The organism is Pseudarthrobacter oxydans (assembly GCF_013314975.1).
Taxonomy (GTDB): Bacteria; Actinomycetota; Actinomycetes; order Actinomycetales; family Micrococcaceae; genus Arthrobacter; species Arthrobacter oxydans.
Map to the genome: position 1 here is coordinate 60,830 of NZ_JABTYH010000003.1, position 20,229 is coordinate 81,058.

Here is a 20,229-nt window from a genome sequence, read left to right on the forward strand (position 1 = left end):
GGTGAAATAGACCGAATTTTCACAACCAAGCCGACCCACAGGGAGACGCCCGCGCATGTCCAAGATTATCTACACCCACACCGACGAAGCGCCGATGCTGGCTACCTATTCGTTCCTGCCCATCATCGAGGCGTTCGCCTCGACAGCAGGTGTGGAGGTGGAGACCCGCGACATTTCGCTCGCCGGCCGCATCATCGCCGTCTTCGGTGACTACCTGACCCCCGAGCAGCAGATCGGTGACGCCCTTGCTGAACTCGGTGAGCTGGCAAAGACGCCGGAAGCGAACATCATCAAGCTGCCCAACATCAGCGCTTCCATCCCGCAGCTGAAGGCCGCCATTGCCGAGCTGCAGGAACAGGGTTACGCCCTTCCGGACTACCCGGACAACCCCTCCTCGGACGAGGAAACCGCCATCCGCTCGCGCTACGACAAGATCAAGGGCTCTGCCGTGAACCCGGTCCTGCGTGAAGGCAACTCGGACCGCCGCGCACCGCTGTCCGTCAAGAACTACGCCCGCCAGAACCCGCACTCCATGGGCGCCTGGACCGCTGACTCGAAGACCAACGTGGCCACCATGGGCCAGGACGACTTCCGTTCCAACGAGAAGTCCGTGGTTGTAGAGTCCGAGGGCACCATCGCCATCCAGCTGGTCCGCGAGGACGGCTCGGTCAAGGTCCTGAAGAAAGCCTTCCCGGTCCTGGCCGGCGAGGTCATCGACGGCACCGTGATGCGCGCCGCCGCCCTGGACGAATTCCTGAAGGCGCAGGTTGCCCGCGCCAAGGAAGAGGGCGTGCTGTTCTCCGCCCACCTCAAGGCCACCATGATGAAGGTTTCGGACCCCATCATCTTCGGCCACGTGGTCAAGGCCTACTTCTCCGAACTGTTTGAGACCTACGGCAAGCAGCTCTCCGCCGCCGGCATCAGCCCCAACAACGGCCTGGCCGCCATCCTGAGCAGCCTTGAGGACCTGCCCGGGGACGTTCGCGAAGGCGTGCAGAACCTCATCAAGAAGGGCCTCGAAGAAGGTCCCGCCCTGGCCATGGTGGACTCGGACAAGGGCATCACCACCCTGAACGTCCCCAGCGACGTCATCGTGGACGCCTCCATGCCCGCCATGATCCGCAGCTCCGGCCACATGTGGGGCCCGGACGGCAAGGAAGCCGACACCCTGGCCGTCCTGCCGGACAGCTCCTACGCCGGCATCTACCAGGTGGTCATCGATGACTGCCGTGCCAACGGCGCCTACGATCCCACCACCATGGGCACCGTGCCGAACGTCGGCCTCATGGCGCAGGCCGCCGAGGAGTACGGCAGCCACGACAAGACCTTCGAAATCCAGGAAGCCGGCACCGTCCAGATCGTGGACGGCTCCGGGAAGGTCCTGGTTGAGCACCAGGTTTCCGAGGGCGACATCTGGCGCGCCTGCCAAACCAAGGACCTGCCCATCCGCGACTGGGTCAAGCTGGCCGTGACCCGCGCCCGTGCCTCCCAGACTCCGGCCGTGTTCTGGCTGGACGAGGAACGCGCCCACGACGCCAACCTCATCGCCAAGGTCAACGAGTACCTGAAAGAGCACGACACCGAGGGCCTGGACATCCAGATCATGTCCCCGGTCAAGGCGATTGCCTTCACCCTGGACCGCATCCGCAAGGGTGAGGACACCATCTCGGTGTCCGGCAACGTGCTCCGCGACTACCTTACGGACCTGTTCCCCATCCTTGAGCTTGGCACCAGCGCCAAGATGCTTTCCGTTGTTCCGCTGATGAACGGCGGCGGGCTCTTCGAAACCGGCGCCGGCGGGTCTGCCCCCAAGCACGTCCAGCAGCTGCTCAAGGAAAACCACCTGCGCTGGGACAGCCTCGGTGAGTTCCTGGCCCTGGCCGTCAGCTTCGAGCACCTGGCCACCACCACCAACAACGCCCGCGCGCAGGTCCTGGCCGACACACTGGACCGCGCCACGGGAACGTTCCTGCTGGAGAACAAGTCGCCCAGCCGCCGTGCCGGCGAGCTGGACAACCGCGGCAGCCACTACTTCCTGGCCCGCTACTGGGCCGAGGAACTGGCCAAGCAGACGGACGACGCCGACCTGGCCGCCTCCTTCAGCTCCATCGCCGGAGAGCTTGCCTCCAAGGAAGAGGCGATCGTCGGCGAGCTGGCTGAGGTCCAGGGCTCGCCGGTGGACATCGGCGGCTACTACCACCCCAACGACGCCAAGGCCTCTGCCGTGATGCGTCCTTCGGCAACACTCAACAAGGTCATCGCAACCCTGAGCTAGGCCTGCAGCAAAGCGGCGTTCCGGATATCCCGGAACGCCGCTTTCGTGTTTTCAGGGTAGACGCAAAGCTTGTGACCGCAGGAATCGTTGCTAGGGTACTAAGTACGCTTAGTATCTCGGTTTGCGCCGATGACTGCTGAGGTTGCCGATCCTGAGGAGAAAAAATCGTGCCAGAAGACAGCAACATCCAGATTCCCGGCGTCCCCGCCAGCGAACCTGCCAGCCTCCAGGAACCTACCACCCCACGCGAACCGCTGCCGCCCAAGCCGGACCAGCAGGCACCGGAGGCTGTGTCGCCGACCGGAAGCCCTACCGGCGCGCCGGCCACTGCCCGTGCCCAGTCCGGACAGTACCTGACCACCGCGCAGGGGCTCCGCCTCGGCGATACGGACCACTCGCTGAAGGCCGGTTCCCGGGGCCCCATCCTGCTGCAGGACCACCACCTGCGCGAAAAGATCACCCACTTTGACCATGAACGCATCCCCGAGCGTGTGGTCCACGCCCGCGGGGCGGGAGCCCACGGTGTGTTCCGTTCCTACGGGACCGCGGCCAACATCACCCGGGCAGGCTTCCTGGCCAAGGACGTGGAGACGCCCGTCTTTGTCCGTTTCTCAACCGTGCTCGGCTCCCGCGGCTCCGCGGACACGGTCCGCGACACCCGCGGTTTCTCCACCAAGTTCTACACGGACGAGGGCACGTATGACCTCGTCGGCAACAACATCCCGGTATTCTTCATCCAGGACGGCATCAAGTTCCCGGACATCGTCCATGCGGCGAAGCCGCACCCGGACCGGGAGATCCCGCAGGCCCAAAGCGCCCACGACACCTTCTGGGACTTCGTCTCCCTGCACACCGAGGCGCAGGCCCACACCATGTGGAACATGTCCGACCGCGGCATCCCGCGTTCGTACCGGACCATGGAGGGCTTCGGCGTGCACACGTTCAGGTTCGTGAACGCCGAGGGCCGGACAACCCTGGTGAAGTTCCACTGGAAGCCCAAACAGGGCGTCCATTCGCTGGTGTGGGAGGAAGCGCAGATCATCAACGGCATGGACCCTGACTTCCACCGCCGCGACCTCGCCGACGCCATCGAAGCAGGCGCCTTCCCTGAGTGGGAGCTGGGTGTCCAGACCTTCCCGGACACCGAGGACCAGATGTTCGAAGGCATCGACCTGCTGGATCCCACCAAGTTCGTCCCCGAGGAACTGGCCCCGGTCCAGCCCATCGGCGTCATGACGCTCAACGCCAACCCCACCAACTACTTTGCCGAAACCGAACAGGTGGCCTTCCACCCGGGCCATCTGGTGCCCGGCATCGACGTCACGAACGATCCGCTGCTGCAGGTGCGGCTGTTCTCCTACCTGGACACCCAGATCTCCCGGCTGGGCGGGCCGAACTTCGCCCAGATCCCCATCAACCGGCCGCAGGCTCCGGTGAACGATATGCTGCGCGACGGCATGCACCAGCAGGCGGTCCACGGTGGAGCGGCCCCTTACCGGCCCAACTCGCTTGACGGCGGCTGCCCGTTCCTGGCCGGGCAGGATGTGGGGGCCTTCATCGACGTGCCGGAGGAACTGGCCGCATCCATCAAGGAGCGGAAGAACCCGGCGTCCTTTGACGACCACTTCAGCCAGGCACGGCTCTTCTTCCGCAGCCTCAGCCCGGTGGAGCGGGACCATGTCATCCAGGCCTACACGTTCGAACTGGGCAAGTGCTACGAGAAGTCCATCCGCGAACGCCAGCTCGCGGCACTGGCCAACGTGGACGCGGAACTGTGTGCCGCCGTCGCCAAGGGACTGGGCCTTCCCGCACCGGAGGCAACCGAACAGGTACCGGACTCGGACCCCAGCCCCGCGCTGTCCCAGATAGGCGGGACCTGGCCGGTTGCCGGCAGGGTTGTGGGCATCCTTGCGGACGCTGACAGCGACCTGGCAGCCGTGAACGCGGCACGGAAGGCGCTCGACGCGGAGGGCATTGTCCCGCTCGTCATCGCCCCGGCGGGCGGCTTCCTTGGACCAGAGAACGACGGCGGAGTCCCCGTCCAGCGGACCTACCTCACCGCACGTTCCACCGAGTTCGACGCCGTCATCGTCGCGGCGTCCGCCGCGCCGGCTCCCGACGCCGCGCCCGGACTCGATGCCAAGGCAGGCGCTCCCGGCGGCGGCACCGACCCGCGGGCAGTGCTGCTGCTCACGGAAGCGTACCGGCACGCAAAGGCAATCGGCACCTGGAATTCCGGCACCGAAGCCCTGGCCGCAGCGGGCATCCCGCAGGACACCCCGGGCATCGTGTCCGCGGACGACGCCGAGTCACTGGTCTCTGAGCTGACCGCGCTGCTGGCCGCCCACAGGGTGTGGGAGCGGTTCCCGGCCTCGGCGGCCCAATCCTGAGCGGGCTGGCCGCTGACGCAGCACCCGGGGCGACGCCGCATTGGCTGACTGGGCTCAGCGGCTGACCCAGGGCACCGCCCGGTAAAGCCATTTTCAGGAGGGGAGCGCCGCCGTCGTTATGACGGGCGCTCCCTTCCGCATGTGGCGTCAGTCGTTGCCTTTGCCCTTGCCCTCGTTGTCCTTCTTGTCGTCGTCCTTCCCGGCCTCCGGCGCCGGCGCAGGGGCAGGGGCCGGCGCCTCGACGGCTGGCGGGGGAGTGGCCGCAGCTGCCTGCTCCGCGGCGATCCGTGCCTCTTCGGCTGCCTTGTCCGCCGCAGCCTTCTCCGCTGCTGCGATGGCTTCGTTCAGGTCTGCACGGACGGCCGTGGCAATCGTGGTGATGCTCCGGCGGCGTTCCTCGGAAATCTGTCCTTCAGACTGGGCCGCTTCCAGTTCAGCCTCAAGTCCCTCCAGCGCCCGCAGGGCTGCGGCGGGATCGTTTTCCGACGACGCCTGGGTAACCTCGAGGACGCGTGCCTGCAGCTGCCGCGCCGCCTCCCGCTCGAGGCCGGCCTCCGTTGTGCCGCAGCCGGTCAGCAGTGCGGCCGCCACGATGGCACCGGACCACGCGAGAACAGACGCGCGCCCAGCGGGGGAGGCCAGCCTCACGGTTCCACGCTCTTCTGGAGTTCCTCGAGGTGCTCGCCCAGGACCCCGGTCACCGTGGGGTAGGGCACGACGTCGGCCGGCGACTGGGCCGACAGGGTCATCAGCGCTGCAGCAACCGCTGCAGCCACCACCACCAGGGCCAGGACTGCCGCCAGCCAGAACCGCTTTGTCCGTTTCTTGCTGTCCTTCGCCCGGTCCTGGTTCAGGGCTTCGTGCGCTGTTCCCGGAACCTGCCCGACAGCGAGGGAAGCATCAGGCCCTGCCGCCTCCCGCAGCTCATCCACAGATTCCTCGGCGGTAATGGACGGCGGATGGAAGGGCATTGCGGGCAGCACCCGGGTGGTCTCCGGCGCAAGTTCACCTGGCGTGGATGCCGGTGAAACCAACGCCTGGCGCAAGGCCGTTTCGATGTCAGCGGCGGCAGGCCGCTCGAGCGGCTCGATGGCGGTCATGGAGCGGATGAGGTCGGCCCATTCAGAGGGCAGGTCCTCGGGGATTTCCGGTGCGCGGTGCAGGCGCGCCACCGCCGATTCCACCGCGCTGCCCGGGTATTCCACGGTGCCCTTGATGCATTCAAGCAGCACCAGGCCGAGGGAGTAGATGTCGGTGGAGGGGCCGAGGGGTTTGCCCAGCGCCTGCTCGGGACTGAGATAAGCGGCTGTGCCCACCATTGTTCCCGTCGCGGTCAACCGGGTTGCGTCCACGATCCTGGCGATGCCAAAGTCGGTGAGCTTGGGCCGCAGCGGTTCACCGGGGCGTATCTGGACCAGCAGGATGTTGCCGGGTTTGATGTCCCGGTGGATGACGCCGAGGCCGTGGACGTAGGCCAGGGCGTCGGCGATGCCGGCACCGATGACTGCCAGTTCCTCCAGCGGCACGGTGCTGTGCCGGATCCGGGCACGCAGGTCCTGGCCTTCCACGAGTTCCATGGTCAGGAAAGGCCTTGGCTCGTCAGGGATCCGGGTATCGATCCCGGCGTCGAACAACGTCACCAGGCCGGGGTGGTTCAGGGTTGCCAGAAGCTGGATTTCCGCTTCCTGGCGCTTGAGTTCATCGGCGTCGGGGGCTTGGGGAGCGAAGAGCTTGAGGGCCACGTCGCGGCCCAGATTTTCGTCGCGGGCACAGTAGACCGACGACATACCGCCGCGGCCAATCACCTCACCCAACCGGTAACGTCCGCCGACCACTTCATTCTTGATGGAGCTAGGCGATTCCGCCACCATGACCCGTTCCTCCCGGTGCGCTGCGGCACTGTCGTACCTCAAATTATACGGGCGGTGGAGTAAAGGGACGATTCACCCGGTGCCTCCGTGCTGCCGCACATCGGTGGTCCGGCGGCAAAAGGTGGGCCTTTCGCCGCCGGACCACCGTTCGCAAGGACATGTGTGCTGAATACATGTTGTGCGTGGTCTTGGTTGGTGTTGTGCGGACCTCCTTTCCTTCAGCCCGCACCGTTGCCGCCGCTTCAGGCGCGTGGTGCAGGCACACTCAGCAGGTGGCCGGCGCTACGACATCCTCCGCTTACGAAGCATCAGGAGTCCTGCCACCAGAAGCAGGAGGGCGAGGGGCGCCAGGGAGGCATCCACACCCGTGTTTGCCAAAGCAGTGGCCCCCTGGGCCGGGGTGCTGCCGGTGCCTGCACGGGTGTCCACAGCAATGGCACCGCCCACTGCGGTGGAACCGGCGGCAGGTGCTGTGGAGTTTCCGTCGGTCAAGGTGCCAGTGCCACTTCCGTTGCCCGTGGTACCCGTAGTCCCCGCGGTTCCGTTGTCAGCGCCGGGATCCGAGGTTCCGGAATCAATGGTGCCGACGCCGTCCGTGGTGCCGTTGCCCGGGTCCGTGGTGCCGGGGTTGTCGGTTCCCGGTGTTGCCGTTCCCGGGTTTTCGGTGCCGGTGCCCGTGCCGCCGATGGAGAGGTCAACGGCGGCATCGATAACGGCGCCGCTGCCGCCGGTAGTGTCGCCGCCGATGGTGGCATCTACGTTGGCGTCGGCGAGTTCCCCGTTACCGGTGGTGGTGTCGCCGCCGATGGTGAGGTCGACGTTGGCGTCGGCGAGTTCGCCGGTGGTGCCCGTGCTGTTTCCGCCGATGGTGAGGTCGATGTTGGCGTCGACAAGTTCCCCGTTACCGGTGGTGGTGTCGCCGTCAATGGCGGCATCCACGTTGGCGTCGACGATCTGGCCGGTGCCGCTGGTTCCGCCGCTGGTGAGGTCGACGTTGGCGTTGGCGAGTTCGCCGGTGGTGCCCGTGCCGCCGATGGTGGCATCTACGTTGGCGTCGACAAGTTCCCCGTTACCGGAGGTGGTATCGCCGCCGATGGTGAGGTCGACGTTGGCGTTGGCGAGTTCGCCGGTGGTGCCCGTGCCGCCGATGGTGGCATCTACGTTGGCGTCGACAAGTTCCCCGTTACCGGTGGTGGTATCGCCGCCGATGGTGAGGTCGACGTTTGCGTCGGCAAGTTCACTGGTGGTGCCGAGCGCAAGGTCGACGACGGCCGCGGCTGCGAGGCCCGTGGGCTCCGTCGTCGCGCCGGTGGCGCCTCCAAGCGCAACGTCGGCCGCGACGGCAGCATCCGCTGAAACGGACGGCGTTGGGTCACCCAGCTGGCCCAACGACGTCGAGTCAACGGACGCCGCCGCCGAGATGAGGGCGGATGCGGAAAGGTCCGATCCACTGGTGGTGTCCGCGGCATGTGCCGCAGTGCAACTGAGGGCTAGGAGCCCGCCTGCAAAGAGGGTGCCGAGCATTCCCCGGCGAAGGTTCGAGTTCATGGTGATGTCTCCTGAAAAGTTGAGTACAGGCTGCTTATCGGCAACCCGGATGGCCGCTTTCTGCCGCAAGGGCAGGCGGACATCAACTAGTCAGGAGATGAACCGGGGTCGAAAGACACCGGTGCGGGGGCATGCTCGGAAAACTCACCGGCAAGGACAACGCCGGTGGTTGGAAGGTTGAGGTCGAGGGGGCTTAGCCACGCCGCGGCCCCGGAGGAAGGGGCAGCAGTTGTGCTGCTTCCTGTGCCGGAGCCAGGGGCGGGAGGAGCCTGGGCAGGGGCGGGCGATGGGTCTGCCGCGACCGGCAGCCCCTCGGCAGCATCCGGTACCAATACCGCAGTTTGAAGTGCCGCGTGAGTGGTGGCTACGTCCACCGGACCCGCTGCGGAGGTGCCGGTTCCCGTGACCTCAAAACTGCCGGTGGCAGCTAGTTCAGCCGACACCGCAGGTGCCGTCGCCATAGCCACATTGGTTGGAGCAAGGGCGTCTACCGCGCCAGGTATAGCTTCAGACGGCACCTCGACAGCCGGTACCGTTACGGGGAGTTCCGGAAGCACTGGCCTGGCGGATACCAGCTCTTCAACGGGCTGCAGGGCCGGCTCCAGGACCGGAAGTACTTCGGCCACAGGTGGAACTACCGCTTCCACGGCTTCCGCCACCGCCACGTCCACAGATTCGGCGATGGGAACGGCTATGACCGACACCGTTCCCGCAGGGATGACGTTGCTGACAACGGGTACCGACGAAACAATCTGGTCCGCGATTCCGGAAACCTCTCCCGCGAGGGGCTGCAGCAGCCCCTCCGACGAGTCCGGCGCCGGTAACGAGGAAGTGGCGCGTGCGGGATCGGCAAGACTGGCCGTGGAAAGGGGCAGCTCTTCCGCCACCGACGATACTGAAGTGGTGACGCCCCCCAACAGGGAAGTTGCATCCTGCAGCGTGTCTGCCGAAGCAGTTGATGCCGATAAGGTCAGCCAGGTGAGGGTGGCGGCGCCTGCAAGGAACACCGGCCGAAAGGCACGCCACGGCGAGCGACTACCAGCCATGCGTACCACCCCCAGTACTGATGCATTCGACGATGGCTACAGCCTAAGACCGAATGTTGCGGGAAGTCTAGGGTCTGCTCAAACAACTCGACAAATCTGAAAACTTCATAGCTCGGGAATTACAGAGCCGACGGAACTCGTCATAACCGACATTTGATCGAAGCTCCCGGGGTGAAGCTCAGTGCCGGTCGTTCGGATAGCTGACCCCCAGCTGCGCACGAACGCCGTCAAAGAGACGCATTGTATTCAGGGTGTCCTCGAGCGGCATCACCGGGCTTTCCGTAAGTCCCTGCTGGATGCAGCGGGTAACTTCGCGCAGCTCGTACACGTATCCGCGGCCCACTGGCTCAAAGGCTTCAGCCCTGCGGGAGTCCCAGCCTGTGGAAACCGTCAGTTCACTGGGATTATTGATGGAGCCCACGCTTTGCAGGAAACCAAGGCTGCCCGCCACTGTGGCGGTCCTGGGGCCATGCGCCAGGAGCGAGGACGTCAGCTGCACCTGCGCACCGTGGTTGTATCCCAATGTCAGCGCGTTCTGGGCGTCCACGCCGTCGTCATTGATGAACCCGCTGGCACTCACTGTCTGCGGGAAGCCCAGGGTGCCCAGCGCCCACAGGAGCGGGTACACCGAAAGGTCCAGCAGCGCGCCGCCGCCGTCCTTCCTGGCCCACAACCTGGCGGTAGGGGAGTACGGGGCCGGGAAACCAAGGTCTGCCGTGACCCAATGGATGTCGCCGAGCTCGCCGGACGCGGCAATCTCGAACGCCCGCTGCATGCTCGGCAGGAAACGGCTCCACACTGCTTCCATGAGGAACAGGTTGCGGGTCCTGGCAACGTCGATGAGCTCTGAGGCTTCCCGGGCGTTGATGGTAAAGGCCTTTTCGCACAGGACGTGTTTGCCGGCGTTGAGCGCTGCGAGGACGATCTCGTAGTGCTGGGCGTGGGGCGTCGCAACATAGACGACGTCCACCTGCTCGTCCGCGAGAAGCCGCTGGTAGCCGGGCACGCCGCCGTCGTCACCGTAGGCCTTTGCGAAGTCGTAGGCCACCGCAAAGGCATCAGCCGTGTCCTGGCCCCGTGAACTGACGGCATACAGCTCGGCATCTGCCAGCAGGGCCAGGTCCTGCGACACCGAGCGGGCGATCCCGCCCGTGGCGATGATCCCCCAGCGCAGGGGAGAACCGGTAGCGGATCGGGGGTCCTGGTCGGACTGGCTGGACAGCCATGGCTTGGCGATGGGGGCACTCATGGTGACCATCCTCTCATTGAGGTGAGCGAGGGTTCAGTTATGACCTGCAGTAAGTGCGAGAGCTTCGGGCAACTTGTGAGAATGCCGGACAGCTGGTTGTGACAAACCCTTGACAGCATTGTCGCGGGAGACATAAGAATAGAGAACCGCCGCTGGAAACCGTTTTCTTGCGCGGCGGCTACCCTCCCATGATCCGCACCCACCTAGGCATGTGGTCTGTTTGGCATGCCGGAAAAAGGGCCAATGACGTCCGCAACACACACCAGACCTACCACCCCAGCCGTCCGGAGCAGGTTCCGCATAGGAGCAGGAGTCGCTGCCTCCGCCTCCGCACTTGCGCTCGCAGCGGGGCTGGCAGTGGCCGCTCCTGCAACCGCGGGTATGGCACCCGCCAGTCCGGCACCGACCGGAGGAGGCGTTATCCGGGCGGACGACGCGGCACCCACGGGGTGGGCCGCCGTCGGCAGCGGTACCGACGGCGGTGCGGGGGCACCCGCTGCGAACCGCTACGAAGTCAGCACGCTCGCCGGACTCAAGGCTGCGCTGGCCAATAACGGCGAGCCCAAGGCGCCCAAGATCATCTACGTCAACGGGACCATTGACGGCAACCAGACGCGCGATGGCCGCGTCCTGGGGGAGCAGGACTACGCGCCGGGGTATGACATCGACAAGTACATATCCTGCTTCGGACCGGAAGGAAAGGTTTGGAGCGACCAGACCCATGAGTACTGCAAGAAGCAGAGGCAGCTCCGCCAGACCGGCAGCAACAACATGAAGCGGCAGATCGAAGTAAGCCTGCCCAGCAACACCACCCTGATTGGCCTGGGTGCCGATTCAGGTTTCGTTGGCGCCAACATCGTGATACTCAGCGCCACCAACGTGGTGATGCGCAACCTCAGCGTCGAGGCACCGGTGGACTTCTTCAGCACCTGGTCCCCCGACGACGGGGACGGTGCCTGGAACGCGAGGTTCGACGCCGTATCTTCCGTTACCTCTGACCATCTGTGGATAGACCACGTTCGGCTGACCGACGGGCGGTTCCCCGACAGCGAGGCGCCCCTCGGTCCCGACGGCAAGCCGGCCAACCGGCACGACGGCCTCCTGGACCTCAAGGACGGCACCGATTACGTGACCATCTCCAACAGTAAGCTTTCCAACCATGACAAGACCATGCTGCTCGGGTCAGGGGACGAACATGTGGACAAGGACGGCGGGAAACTGCGCGTCAGCTACATCGGCAACCACCTCGAAAACATCCAGCAGCGCGGTCCGCGGGTACGGTTCGGGCAGGTGCATGTGCTGAACAACTACTTTGTGGCCAGCACAGAGCACCCGCAATACCCCATGATCAGCGAGGGCCAGGGTGGTAACAGCTACTTCCTGGGTGCAGGCTACGAGTCGCGGATCTACTCCGAGCGCAACGCCTTCGACTACTCCGGACCCGGGGCTGACAAATCAATCATGGTGAGCAGCTACAACGGACACCGTTTCAAGGACATCGGCTCCTGGTTCAACGGTGAGGAGGCCGACCTCAACGCCGTGGCGCAGGCATCCTTCGAGCAGAACCGCGCGGAGGCCCTGGCGGAAGCGGAACTCAAGGGGGAGCCCGCCCCGGACTGGACGGGGTGGGACTTCAGCACCGACGTCGGCTGGGACCCTGCGGATGCATACAACTACAAAGCATTCACAACGCCTCAGGCGGTACGGAACCACGCGCTGCACTTCACCGGTCCGGGGGTCCTCACCGTTAAGCGGTAGAACCGGGACAGCCAGGCACAAGGAAACGCCCGGCCCCCAACAGGGGACCGGGCGTTCTGCTTGCTGACCGCTACTTGGTGATCGGTTCGAGAACCGGGTCGCCTTCGTAAGCGGTCTTGACGTTCGCAGCGGTGACGATGACCGGCTCCAGCAGGTAGGCCGGAACAGTCTTGACACCGTTGTTGTAGGAGTTCTCGTCGTTGATCTCGGGCGTCTTGCCGGCCTGGAGATCCTTCACCATGGTGATAGCGTGCTCAACGAGCTTGCGGGTGTCCTTGTTGATGGTGGAGTACTGCTCGCCCGCCATGATGGACTTGACGGACTCAACCTCGGAGTCCTGGCCGGTGACGACCGGAAGCTCCTTGCCTGCTGCCTTGACGGAGGTCAGGACCGCGCGGGCCAGGGTGTCGTTCGGGGACAGGACGCCGTCCAGGGACTCGCTGGAGTAGCTGCCGGTGAGCAGGGTGTCGGCGCGGCGCTGGGCGTTCTCAGCCTTCCAGCCCTGGGTCACAGCCTGCTCGAAGCTGGTTTGGCCGGAGAGGACCTTGAGCGTGCCGTCGTCGATCTTCGGCTTCAGGACACTCATGGCTCCGTCGAAGAAGACCTTGGCGTTGGCATCGTCCGGGGAGCCCGCGAAGAGTTCGATGTTGTAGGGACCCTCGCCCTTCTTCTCTTTGAGGCCTTCCAGCAGTGCCTGGCCCTGGAGTTCACCCACCTTGAAGTTGTCGTAGGCCACGTAGTAGTCCACGTTCTCGGTGTTCAGCAGCAGGCGGTCGTAGGCGATGATCGTGGCGCCGGAGTCTTTGGCCTGCTTGAGCTGCGTGCCCAGCTGGGAGCCGTCGATGGCACCCACGATGATGACCTTGGCACCCTTGGTGACCATGGCGCTGATCTGGTTCTGCTGCTCGGACACACCGCCGTTGGCGAACTGTACATCGGGCTTGAAGCCGGCCTCGGTGAGGCCCTCATTGAACAGCTTCTCAGCGAGAACCCAGTTCTCACTGGTCTTCTGCGGAAGGGCAACGCCGATGGCGGAGTCCTGCTCAAAGCCGCTGGCGCCCTCGGTGCCGCCGCCTGTGGAGGTCTCCGACCGTCCGCAGCCCGTCAGCGCCAGTGCTGCGATGGCAGCGACCGCTGCTGCCTTTCCTGCTTTACCAATCATTCGCATTGTTGGTTCTCTTTCTCTGTAGTGGTGTAACGCTATTCAGGCCGCAAGGCTCAGGCTTCCCTGGCGATCGCTTCCTTCGTGGAGGTGGTTTCGTCCGGCTGGTTGGGGTTGGAGGGCCCCTGCTTACGGTTGAAGTTCTGGGTGAGCAGGCCGATGATCGACTTCTTGCCCTGGCTCTTGTTGTAGACGTCGAAGGCGACGGCGATCAGGAGCACCAGGCCCTTGATGATCTGCGTGAGGTCGGCGCCGACGCCGAGGAGCTGGAGGCCGTTGTTCAGCACGGCCATGACCAGGCCGCCGATGATGGATCCGACGACGGTTCCCACGCCGCCGGTCACTGCGGCGCCGCCGATGAAGACTGCCGCGATGGCGTCCAGTTCCCAGCCGACCCCGTCAAAGGGTCCCGACGCGGTGGAGCGGCCTACGAAGATCATGCCTGCTAGGCCGGCAAGGATGGACATGTTCATCATGACCAGGAAGTTGACCTTCTTGGACTGGACGCCGGAGAGTTCGGCCGCGTGGCGGTTGCCGCCGACCGCGTAGACGTGGCGGCCCAGGACGGTGCGGGAGGAAATGAAGCCGTAGATCAGGACCAGGACGGCCAGGATCAGGCCGGGAATGGGGAACGAGGTGCCGGGGCGGCCGGTGGCGAACAGGTACGTGGCGTAGAGGATGGCACCGCAGATCAGGACCAGCTTCAGGGCGGTGACCCACATTTCCGGAACCTCGGCGCCCAATGCCTTGGCCCGGGCGCGGGACCGCAGTTCACCAACCACCACGAATGCCGCGGCGGCGATGCCCAGCAGCAGGGTCAGGTTGTTGAACCCTGTGTTGGGTCCCACTTCGGGGAGGTAGCCGGAACCGAGGTACTGGAAGTCGGCCGGAACGGGGATGGTGTTGGACTTGCCGACAAACTGGTTGAAGCCGCGGAACAGGAGCATGCCGGCGAGGGTCACGATGAAGGCGGGTATCCCCACATAGGCCACCCACCAGCCCTGCCAGGCCCCGATCAGCGCTCCGAGCGCCAGGCCCAGGAGCACTCCGGCATACCAGGGGATGCCCCAGTCCCGGATGGCCAGGGCAACCGTGACACCCACGAAGGCTGCAATGGAGCCCACGGACAGGTCAATGTGCCCCGCGATGATCACCAGGACCATGCCGATGGCGAGGATCAGGATGTAGGAGTTGCCGTTGAAGAGGTTGATGACGTTGCCGGGGGTGAGGGTCCGGCCGTCGGTGGCGATCTGGAAGAAGACGATCAGTGCAACCAGGGCGAAGATCATGCCGAATTGGCGGGTGTTTCCGCCAAACAGCTTTTTGAGGGCGTTCATGGTGTCAGTCCTTGTGTCCGGAAGGTTCTGGGATGATCCAGAGGGTCAGGCGGCTTCGGCTTTGCGGGCGGAGGTCATCAGTTTCATCAGGCTTTCCTGGCTGGCCTCGTCTTTGTTCAGGACACCTGTGATGGCGCCTTCGAAAATCGTGTAGATGCGGTCGGACAGGCCCAGGAGTTCGGGGAGTTCCGAGGAAATGACGATGACTCCCTTCCCCTGGTTGGCAAGCTGCTGGATGATTCCGTAAATCTCGTACTTGGCACCAACATCAATGCCGCGGGTCGGTTCGTCCAGGATCAGCAGGTCGGGGTCGGTGAACATCCACTTGGCGAGGACCACCTTCTGCTGGTTGCCGCCGGAGAGCTTGGCCACGCCTTCCTCCACGGACGGGGTTTTGGTGCGCAGCGACTTGCGGTACTGCTCCGCCACGGTGAATTCCTGGTTCAGGTCCACCACCGAGTTGTGGCTGATCTTCCGCAGGTTCGCTGCCACCGTGGTGGTCTTGATGTCATCGAGCAGGTTCAGTCCCAGGGACTTGCGGTCCTCGGTGACGTAACCCAACCCCGCGTCGATGGCCTGGCGCACGGTCTTGAGGGTGATCTCCTTGCCGTCCTTGTAAATGTGGCCGCTGATGAAGCGGCCGTAGGAGCGGCCGAAGACCGAGCGGGCCAGCTCGGTGCGGCCGGCGCCCATGAGCCCGGCGAAGCCGACGATCTCCCCGCGGCGGACGAAGAAGCTGGAGTTCTTGCATACCAGCCGGTCCGCCACGTTGGGATGGCCCACGGTCCAGTCCTTGACCTCAAAAAACACCTCGCCGATCTTGGGCGTGTGTTCCGGGAAGCGGGACTCCAGCGTGCGCCCCACCATGCCCTTGATGATCCGGTCTTCGTCCACGCCGTCGGCCTTGACGTTCAGCGTTTCGATGGACTTGCCGTCACGGATGATGGTGATGGAATCGGCGATCTGTTCGATCTCGTTCAGCTTGTGGGAAATGATGATGGACGTGATGCCCTTGGCCTTCAGGCCGAGCATCAGGTCAAGCAGGTGCTGGGAATCGGACTCGTTCAGCGCCGCGGTGGGCTCGTCCAGGATGAGGATCTTCACGGACTTGTTCAGAGCCTTGGCGATTTCCACCAGCTGCTGCTTGCCGACACCGATTTCCTTGATGGGGGTGTCCGGGTCCTCGCGCAGGCCCACCCTGGCCAGCAGGTCCAGGGAGCGCAGCCGGGCCTCCGCCCAGTTGATGACGCCGCGCTTGGTGGGCTCGTTGCCCAGGAAGATGTTTTCCATGATGGACAGCTCGGGGATCAGCGCCAGTTCCTGGTGGATGATCACGATGCCGGCGTGTTCGCTGGCCCTGATGTCCTTGAACTGCTGCACCTGGCCCTGGTAGACGATGTCGCCGTCGTAGCTGCCGTACGGGTAAACGCCCGAGAGGACCTTCATCAGGGTGGACTTGCCTGCACCGTTCTCGCCGCAGATTGCGTGGATTTCCGCGGCTTTGACCCTCAGGCTCACGTTATCCAACGCTTTAACGCCCGGGAATTCCTTGGTGATGGACCGCATCTCAAGGATGATCGGTTCCGTTTGCGTGGTCTGGGACGTCATGAACCCTAACCCTCCAATGCAATGACTTCTTTGTCCGGCCGGCAAAGCGCAGGGCCGTCTGATCCAAAAGTAAACTGGATCACGCCTATTGTCGTCAAGTCTTTAACGCAATCGGCGGGTAACGAAACGGTCTAGGTTTTGCGTATCCCGGCGTGCTGGAACACCAAAGCGGCCGCCCCGAGGGCCTCGGCGCGGTCGCCCAGGGAGGACATGGCCAAGGTGGTGGTTTCGCCGATCACCGGCACCGCGTGCCTCACCAGGCCGCGCCTGATGGGGTCCAGCAGGATGTCGCCAAGGCCCGCAAGCGGTCCCCCCACCACGATGACTTCGGGGTTGATCAGGTTGGCGACGTTGCCCAATGCCCGGCCGACCGAGAGCCCGGCGTCGTCCACCACGCGGAGCGTTGCGGGGTCCCGGTTGAGGGCTTTCCTGACGATGTCCGCGGGTGTCAGCGGCCTGTCCTCACCCCGGCTGAGGAGCTCGATCATGGTGGTGGTGGAGGCAATGGTTTCCAGGCATCCACGGTTGCCGCAGCGGCACACGAGGCCCTGCTCGTGGATCGTGGCATGGCCTATTTCGCCGGTGATGCCGACGTTTCCGTAGTAGGGGGCCCCGTTGAGGATCAGGCCCGCGCCGATGCCCGATCCGATCTTCAGGAACATGAGGTTGCTGACCCCTGAATGTTGTCCCCACGTGACCTCGGACCAGGCGCCCAGGTTGGCGTCGTTATCAACGAACACGGGGATCTTGAGGGTCTCCTCGAGGTGCTGGAGGATGTTGATCCCCACCCACTCCGGGAGGATGGCGCCTTGTGCCACGGTTCCGGTGCGCCGGTCTATGGGGCCGGGAATTCCGACGCCGGCACCCACCATGGCGCTGCGTTCGATGCCGCTCTCCCGCAGCAGTTTTTCCAGCAGAGCCACGGCGGCCCTGATGCCTTCTTCGGCCTGGTGGCCGAGGGGAAGCATCACGGATTCCTCGGCGATGACGTGGTAGCTCAGGGAGGCCAGTACCACGCGGAGGTGGCGCCGCCCGAAGTCGATTCCGACGGCGACGGCGCCGTTGCTGTTGAGCCTGACGTTCAGGGCCCGGCGGCCGGAACTGGTGATTGGCTCAGCCGAGGCGAGGCCGGAGTCCAGCATGATTTTGACGATGTTGGACACCGTGGCGGTGGAGAGGCCGGTCTGCCTGGCGAGTTCAGCCTGCGTGGCCGGTCCGCCCATCAGCGTTTCGATGATCCGTTGCTGGTTCAGCTGGCGCAGCGCGGACTGCGATCCCGGATTTTTTTGCTTGCTCCTCGTTGAGCGCGGGGTTGCGGACATGCTAAGAAGATTGCCCTATCCCGGCTCTTGTAGTCAAGAAGTTAACGCAAGAGGTGCTTTTGCTCGGGAATCTGGGAACCGGGACAATCTGACCCCGGTGGCGCCCGCAGCAGTGCAAACAGCCCCCAACCCGCCGCCGGAGCCTCGCTAGGCTGAAGGAAGGCCCGTCCCGCGGCCGCTCCAACGAAGGAAGGTGGTAGCAGTGCTGCTGGCACTCCTGCAGGAAAACTCTGTGGTCCTTGACGTGGAGGCCAACTGCCGCGCAATCGACGCTGCCGCCCGGACGGCCGCAGCCCGCGGGGCAGCCGTCCTGGTGACCCCTGAGCTTTTTCCCGTGGGCTATGCTCCCCGCCGGGTGCGTTCCGAACTGGATCCTTCCCTGCTGCCGGAACTCCAGCAGCGGCTGGCCGGCATCGCCCGCGGCAATGGCATCGGGCTGGTCTACAGTCTCCCGCGGGTTACCGGGCAGGGTGACTGGCAGATCAGCGCGACCCTCCTGGACGCCAGCGGCACCGCCCTGCTCAGATATGGCAAGGTGCACCTGTTCGGCGACGACGAGCGGTCGGCGTTCAGCCCCGCCCGGGAGGCCCCCGCCGTCGTGGACTTCAACGGCGTCCCCACCTCCCTGGTGATCTGTTACGACGTCGAGTTTCCCGAAACCGTCCGCGCCGCTGCCGTCAGGGGCGCGGAACTGCTGCTGGTCCCCACGGCCCTGGCGCACGGCTTCGACGACGTGCCGCAGGTCCTGCTGCGGGCGCGGGCACTGGAGAGCCAGCTGACCATTGCCTACGCGAACCACTCCGGGGAAGAGGACGGCTGCAGGTTCCTGGGCGGCAGCGTTGTTGCCGGGCCCGACGGCGGATTGCTGGCCGAGGCGGGCGGGGAGCCACAGCTTGTCTACGCGGAGGTGGACCCGGGCGCCGCCGCCCGTGAGCGGCAGAACGTGCCGTACCTGGCAGAACGCCGCCCTGACCTCTACCGGACCTGGGGTCTCTAGGCAGGTTCGGCCTGCGCGGCGTCGTCCACGTACTGCAGCGCAATCCAGAGCTCGGCCCGGGCCTGGGCCTGCCCCAGGTCAATGCCCAGCAGCTCTGCCACCCCGTTGATCTGGCGGCGGACGCTGTTCCGGTGCAGTCCCAGGTCCTTGGCGGTTGCATCCCAGCTCCCGTGCGCGCCCAGCCAGGACCGGAGCACCCGGAGCTGCGACGCCCTTCGCTCTGCGTCCAGCTCCAGCACCGGTCCCAGGAGGCGGGCCGCGAGGAGGGCGCCGGCATCACTTCCCAGCAGCCCGGTTACCGACCACGTCAGCTCCTCCTCCCGGAGGCTCTTGCGGGCGGTGGCCACGCGGGGGCGCAGCGCGCTGGCGCGCCGGTAGGCGGCGGCCAGCCCAGGCAGTCCCGTGGGTTCGCCCACCACCAAACGCCAGCCCAGCTGTTCCACCTCTGCCAACAGGGATTCATCCACTTTGAGCCGGGTCACGGCCGCGAATCCGTAGTCCGTCAGCTCCACCATCTTGGTGTCGAAGATCCTGCGCCATTGGAGCAGCTCCCGGACCGGACCGTCGGCCAGGGCGGTGGAGGGTTCCGCGCGCACGCCCTGCACCACCCGCACCGGCCCTGGCCTGGTTCCGGAAACGCTCTGGGCCAGCAGGTCCTGGAGGCTGTCCAGCTCGCGGCCGTTGCTCCCGGACAGGCTCTCCGGATGCAGCAGCAGGGCCGTGGCCAGCTGGCTGGGGGCCAGGGAGCCGCTGGTCCGCTGCCGGACCAGTAACTCAAGCAGTCCCACCACGGAGGAAACCACGTTGTTCTGCGCCGGGGTGAGGGGCCTTTCCGTCCCAAGCACCAGGCTTCCAAGGGTGGCGTCGCGCGTGCTTCGCAGCGGGTGGCCGAACACCAACGCCGGCCCTCCGGCTGTTTCCAGGGTTTCCGTTTCCACCCGCGGGCCGCTGCCGCCGAGGAGCTTCTTCAGCAGCGGCTGGAGCTGGGAAAGTCCGACGGCGGTCCCCGCCCGGGCGCGTACCCGCCCGTCCGAGCCCACCAGCACAGCCCACACGGGAACGCGCTGGACCAGCGCCGCCAGCAGTTCATGTTCCGGGCGGGCGGAGAGGACCGCCCGCATCAGGTGGCGGTTGGTCTCTGCCAGCTGCCGGAAGACCTGTGCGTTGCCGGATTCGAGGAGCTTGGAAAATTCGAGCCCCAGCGCAGCGAAGGGAACGCTGGCCGGAACTTCCACCAGCGTGAGCCCGTGCCGCCGGCAGGCCTGCACCAGGTGGTCCGGTACGGCGTCGTAATACGGCTCCAGGCCGAAGCCCAGGGCAGCGACCCCGGCCGCCACGAGCCGCCGGACGTACCCGTCAGCCTTCGCCGCGCTGCTGCCGCTGCCGCGGAAGGGCAGGCCGGCCGTCAGGACGAATTCGCCGTCCATCAGGTAGGGGGTGGGGTCCTCCAGCTCGCTGGGCTCCACCCAGCGCAGGGGGACCTCGGCGGTACCGGCATCGTTCACCACGGAAACTTCAGGAGGAAGCGCAGCGAGGAACTGCCCCAGCGTGACGGCGTCGAGCTGATCCGGGGCGCCGTCCTTGGCTGGTGCATTGCGTCTCATGGATGAACACTATAGGTCATTCTGCACACCGTGAGATGCCGCTCACACCCCTACGCTGGGTG

Annotated in this window: 14 protein-coding genes; 4 read left to right on the top strand and 10 right to left on the bottom strand. The window is 65.3% G+C overall.

Translation table 11 applies throughout. From position 1 onward, the window contains the following. The first annotated feature begins 55 nt into the window (after positions 1-55). A complete protein-coding gene (locus HTS88_RS03150; RefSeq protein WP_174175408.1) occupies positions 56-2,275 on the top strand; it encodes an NADP-dependent isocitrate dehydrogenase in 2,220 nt (739 codons plus the stop codon). 167 nt (positions 2,276-2,442) lie between these two features. After that, positions 2,443-4,665, top strand: coding sequence for a catalase (locus tag HTS88_RS03155; protein ID WP_174175410.1), 2,223 nt, complete (start codon positions 2,443-2,445; stop codon positions 4,663-4,665). A 147-nt stretch (positions 4,666-4,812) separates the two neighbouring features. Here the strand turns inward: HTS88_RS03155 and HTS88_RS03160 are convergent, their stop codons facing one another. From HTS88_RS03160 to HTS88_RS03180, 5 genes are all read right to left on the bottom strand, one after another. After that, positions 4,813-5,313, bottom strand: coding sequence for a hypothetical protein (locus HTS88_RS03160; RefSeq protein ID WP_343044872.1), 501 nt, complete (start codon positions 5,311-5,313; stop codon positions 4,813-4,815). Next, complete coding sequence (locus HTS88_RS03165; RefSeq protein ID WP_174175412.1) at positions 5,310-6,536, bottom strand: serine/threonine-protein kinase; 1,227 nt, start codon at positions 6,534-6,536, stop codon at positions 5,310-5,312. Before HTS88_RS03165 ends, HTS88_RS03160 begins: the two co-directional genes overlap by 4 nt. Positions 6,537-6,818: 282 nt before the next feature. Beyond that, complete coding sequence (locus HTS88_RS03170) at positions 6,819-8,084, bottom strand: hypothetical protein (RefSeq protein WP_174175414.1); 1,266 nt, start codon at positions 8,082-8,084, stop codon at positions 6,819-6,821. A gap of 86 nt (positions 8,085-8,170) precedes the next feature. Then, positions 8,171-9,130, bottom strand: a complete 960-nt coding sequence (locus HTS88_RS03175; protein WP_174175416.1) for a hypothetical protein — start codon at positions 9,128-9,130, stop codon at positions 8,171-8,173. 178 nt (positions 9,131-9,308) lie between these two features. After that, positions 9,309-10,379, bottom strand: a complete 1,071-nt coding sequence (locus HTS88_RS03180; RefSeq protein WP_174175418.1) for a Gfo/Idh/MocA family protein — start codon at positions 10,377-10,379, stop codon at positions 9,309-9,311. 243 nt (positions 10,380-10,622) lie between these two features. Here HTS88_RS03180 and HTS88_RS03185 point away from each other — a divergent pair, with 243 nt between their 5' ends. Continuing rightward, positions 10,623-12,137 (top strand): pectate lyase family protein, encoded by a 1,515-nt coding sequence (locus HTS88_RS03185; RefSeq protein ID WP_246255926.1) that lies wholly within the window; start codon positions 10,623-10,625, stop codon positions 12,135-12,137. A gap of 70 nt (positions 12,138-12,207) precedes the next feature. Here the strand turns inward: HTS88_RS03185 and HTS88_RS03190 are convergent, their stop codons facing one another. From HTS88_RS03190 to HTS88_RS03205, 4 genes are all read right to left on the bottom strand, one after another. Next, positions 12,208-13,305, bottom strand: coding sequence for a substrate-binding domain-containing protein (locus tag HTS88_RS03190; RefSeq protein ID WP_174175420.1), 1,098 nt, complete (start codon positions 13,303-13,305; stop codon positions 12,208-12,210). 50 nt (positions 13,306-13,355) lie between these two features. Further along, entirely contained in the window at positions 13,356-14,636 is a 1,281-nt protein-coding gene (mmsB, locus tag HTS88_RS03195) for a multiple monosaccharide ABC transporter permease (RefSeq protein WP_174175422.1), read from the bottom strand. Between the two features lie 45 nt (positions 14,637-14,681). Then, on the bottom strand, positions 14,682-16,244 hold the full coding sequence (mmsA, locus tag HTS88_RS03200; protein ID WP_174175424.1) for a multiple monosaccharide ABC transporter ATP-binding protein: 1,563 nt from the start codon (positions 16,242-16,244) through the stop codon (positions 14,682-14,684). A 131-nt stretch (positions 16,245-16,375) separates the two neighbouring features. Beyond that, positions 16,376-17,566 (bottom strand): ROK family transcriptional regulator, encoded by a 1,191-nt coding sequence (locus HTS88_RS03205; RefSeq protein WP_174175426.1) that lies wholly within the window; start codon positions 17,564-17,566, stop codon positions 16,376-16,378. Between the two features lie 202 nt (positions 17,567-17,768). Here HTS88_RS03205 and HTS88_RS03210 point away from each other — a divergent pair, with 202 nt between their 5' ends. Continuing rightward, positions 17,769-18,563 carry a carbon-nitrogen hydrolase family protein gene (locus tag HTS88_RS03210; RefSeq protein WP_174175428.1) on the top strand — a complete coding sequence of 265 codons (795 nt, stop codon included), beginning with the start codon at positions 17,769-17,771 and terminating at the stop codon, positions 18,561-18,563. Here HTS88_RS03210 and HTS88_RS03215 read toward each other — a convergent pair. Next, positions 18,560-20,167 carry a PucR family transcriptional regulator gene (locus HTS88_RS03215; RefSeq protein WP_174175430.1) on the bottom strand — a complete coding sequence of 536 codons (1,608 nt, stop codon included), beginning with the start codon at positions 20,165-20,167 and terminating at the stop codon, positions 18,560-18,562. The genes HTS88_RS03210 and HTS88_RS03215 overlap by 4 nt on opposite strands. Positions 20,168-20,229: the final 62 nt, after the last annotated feature.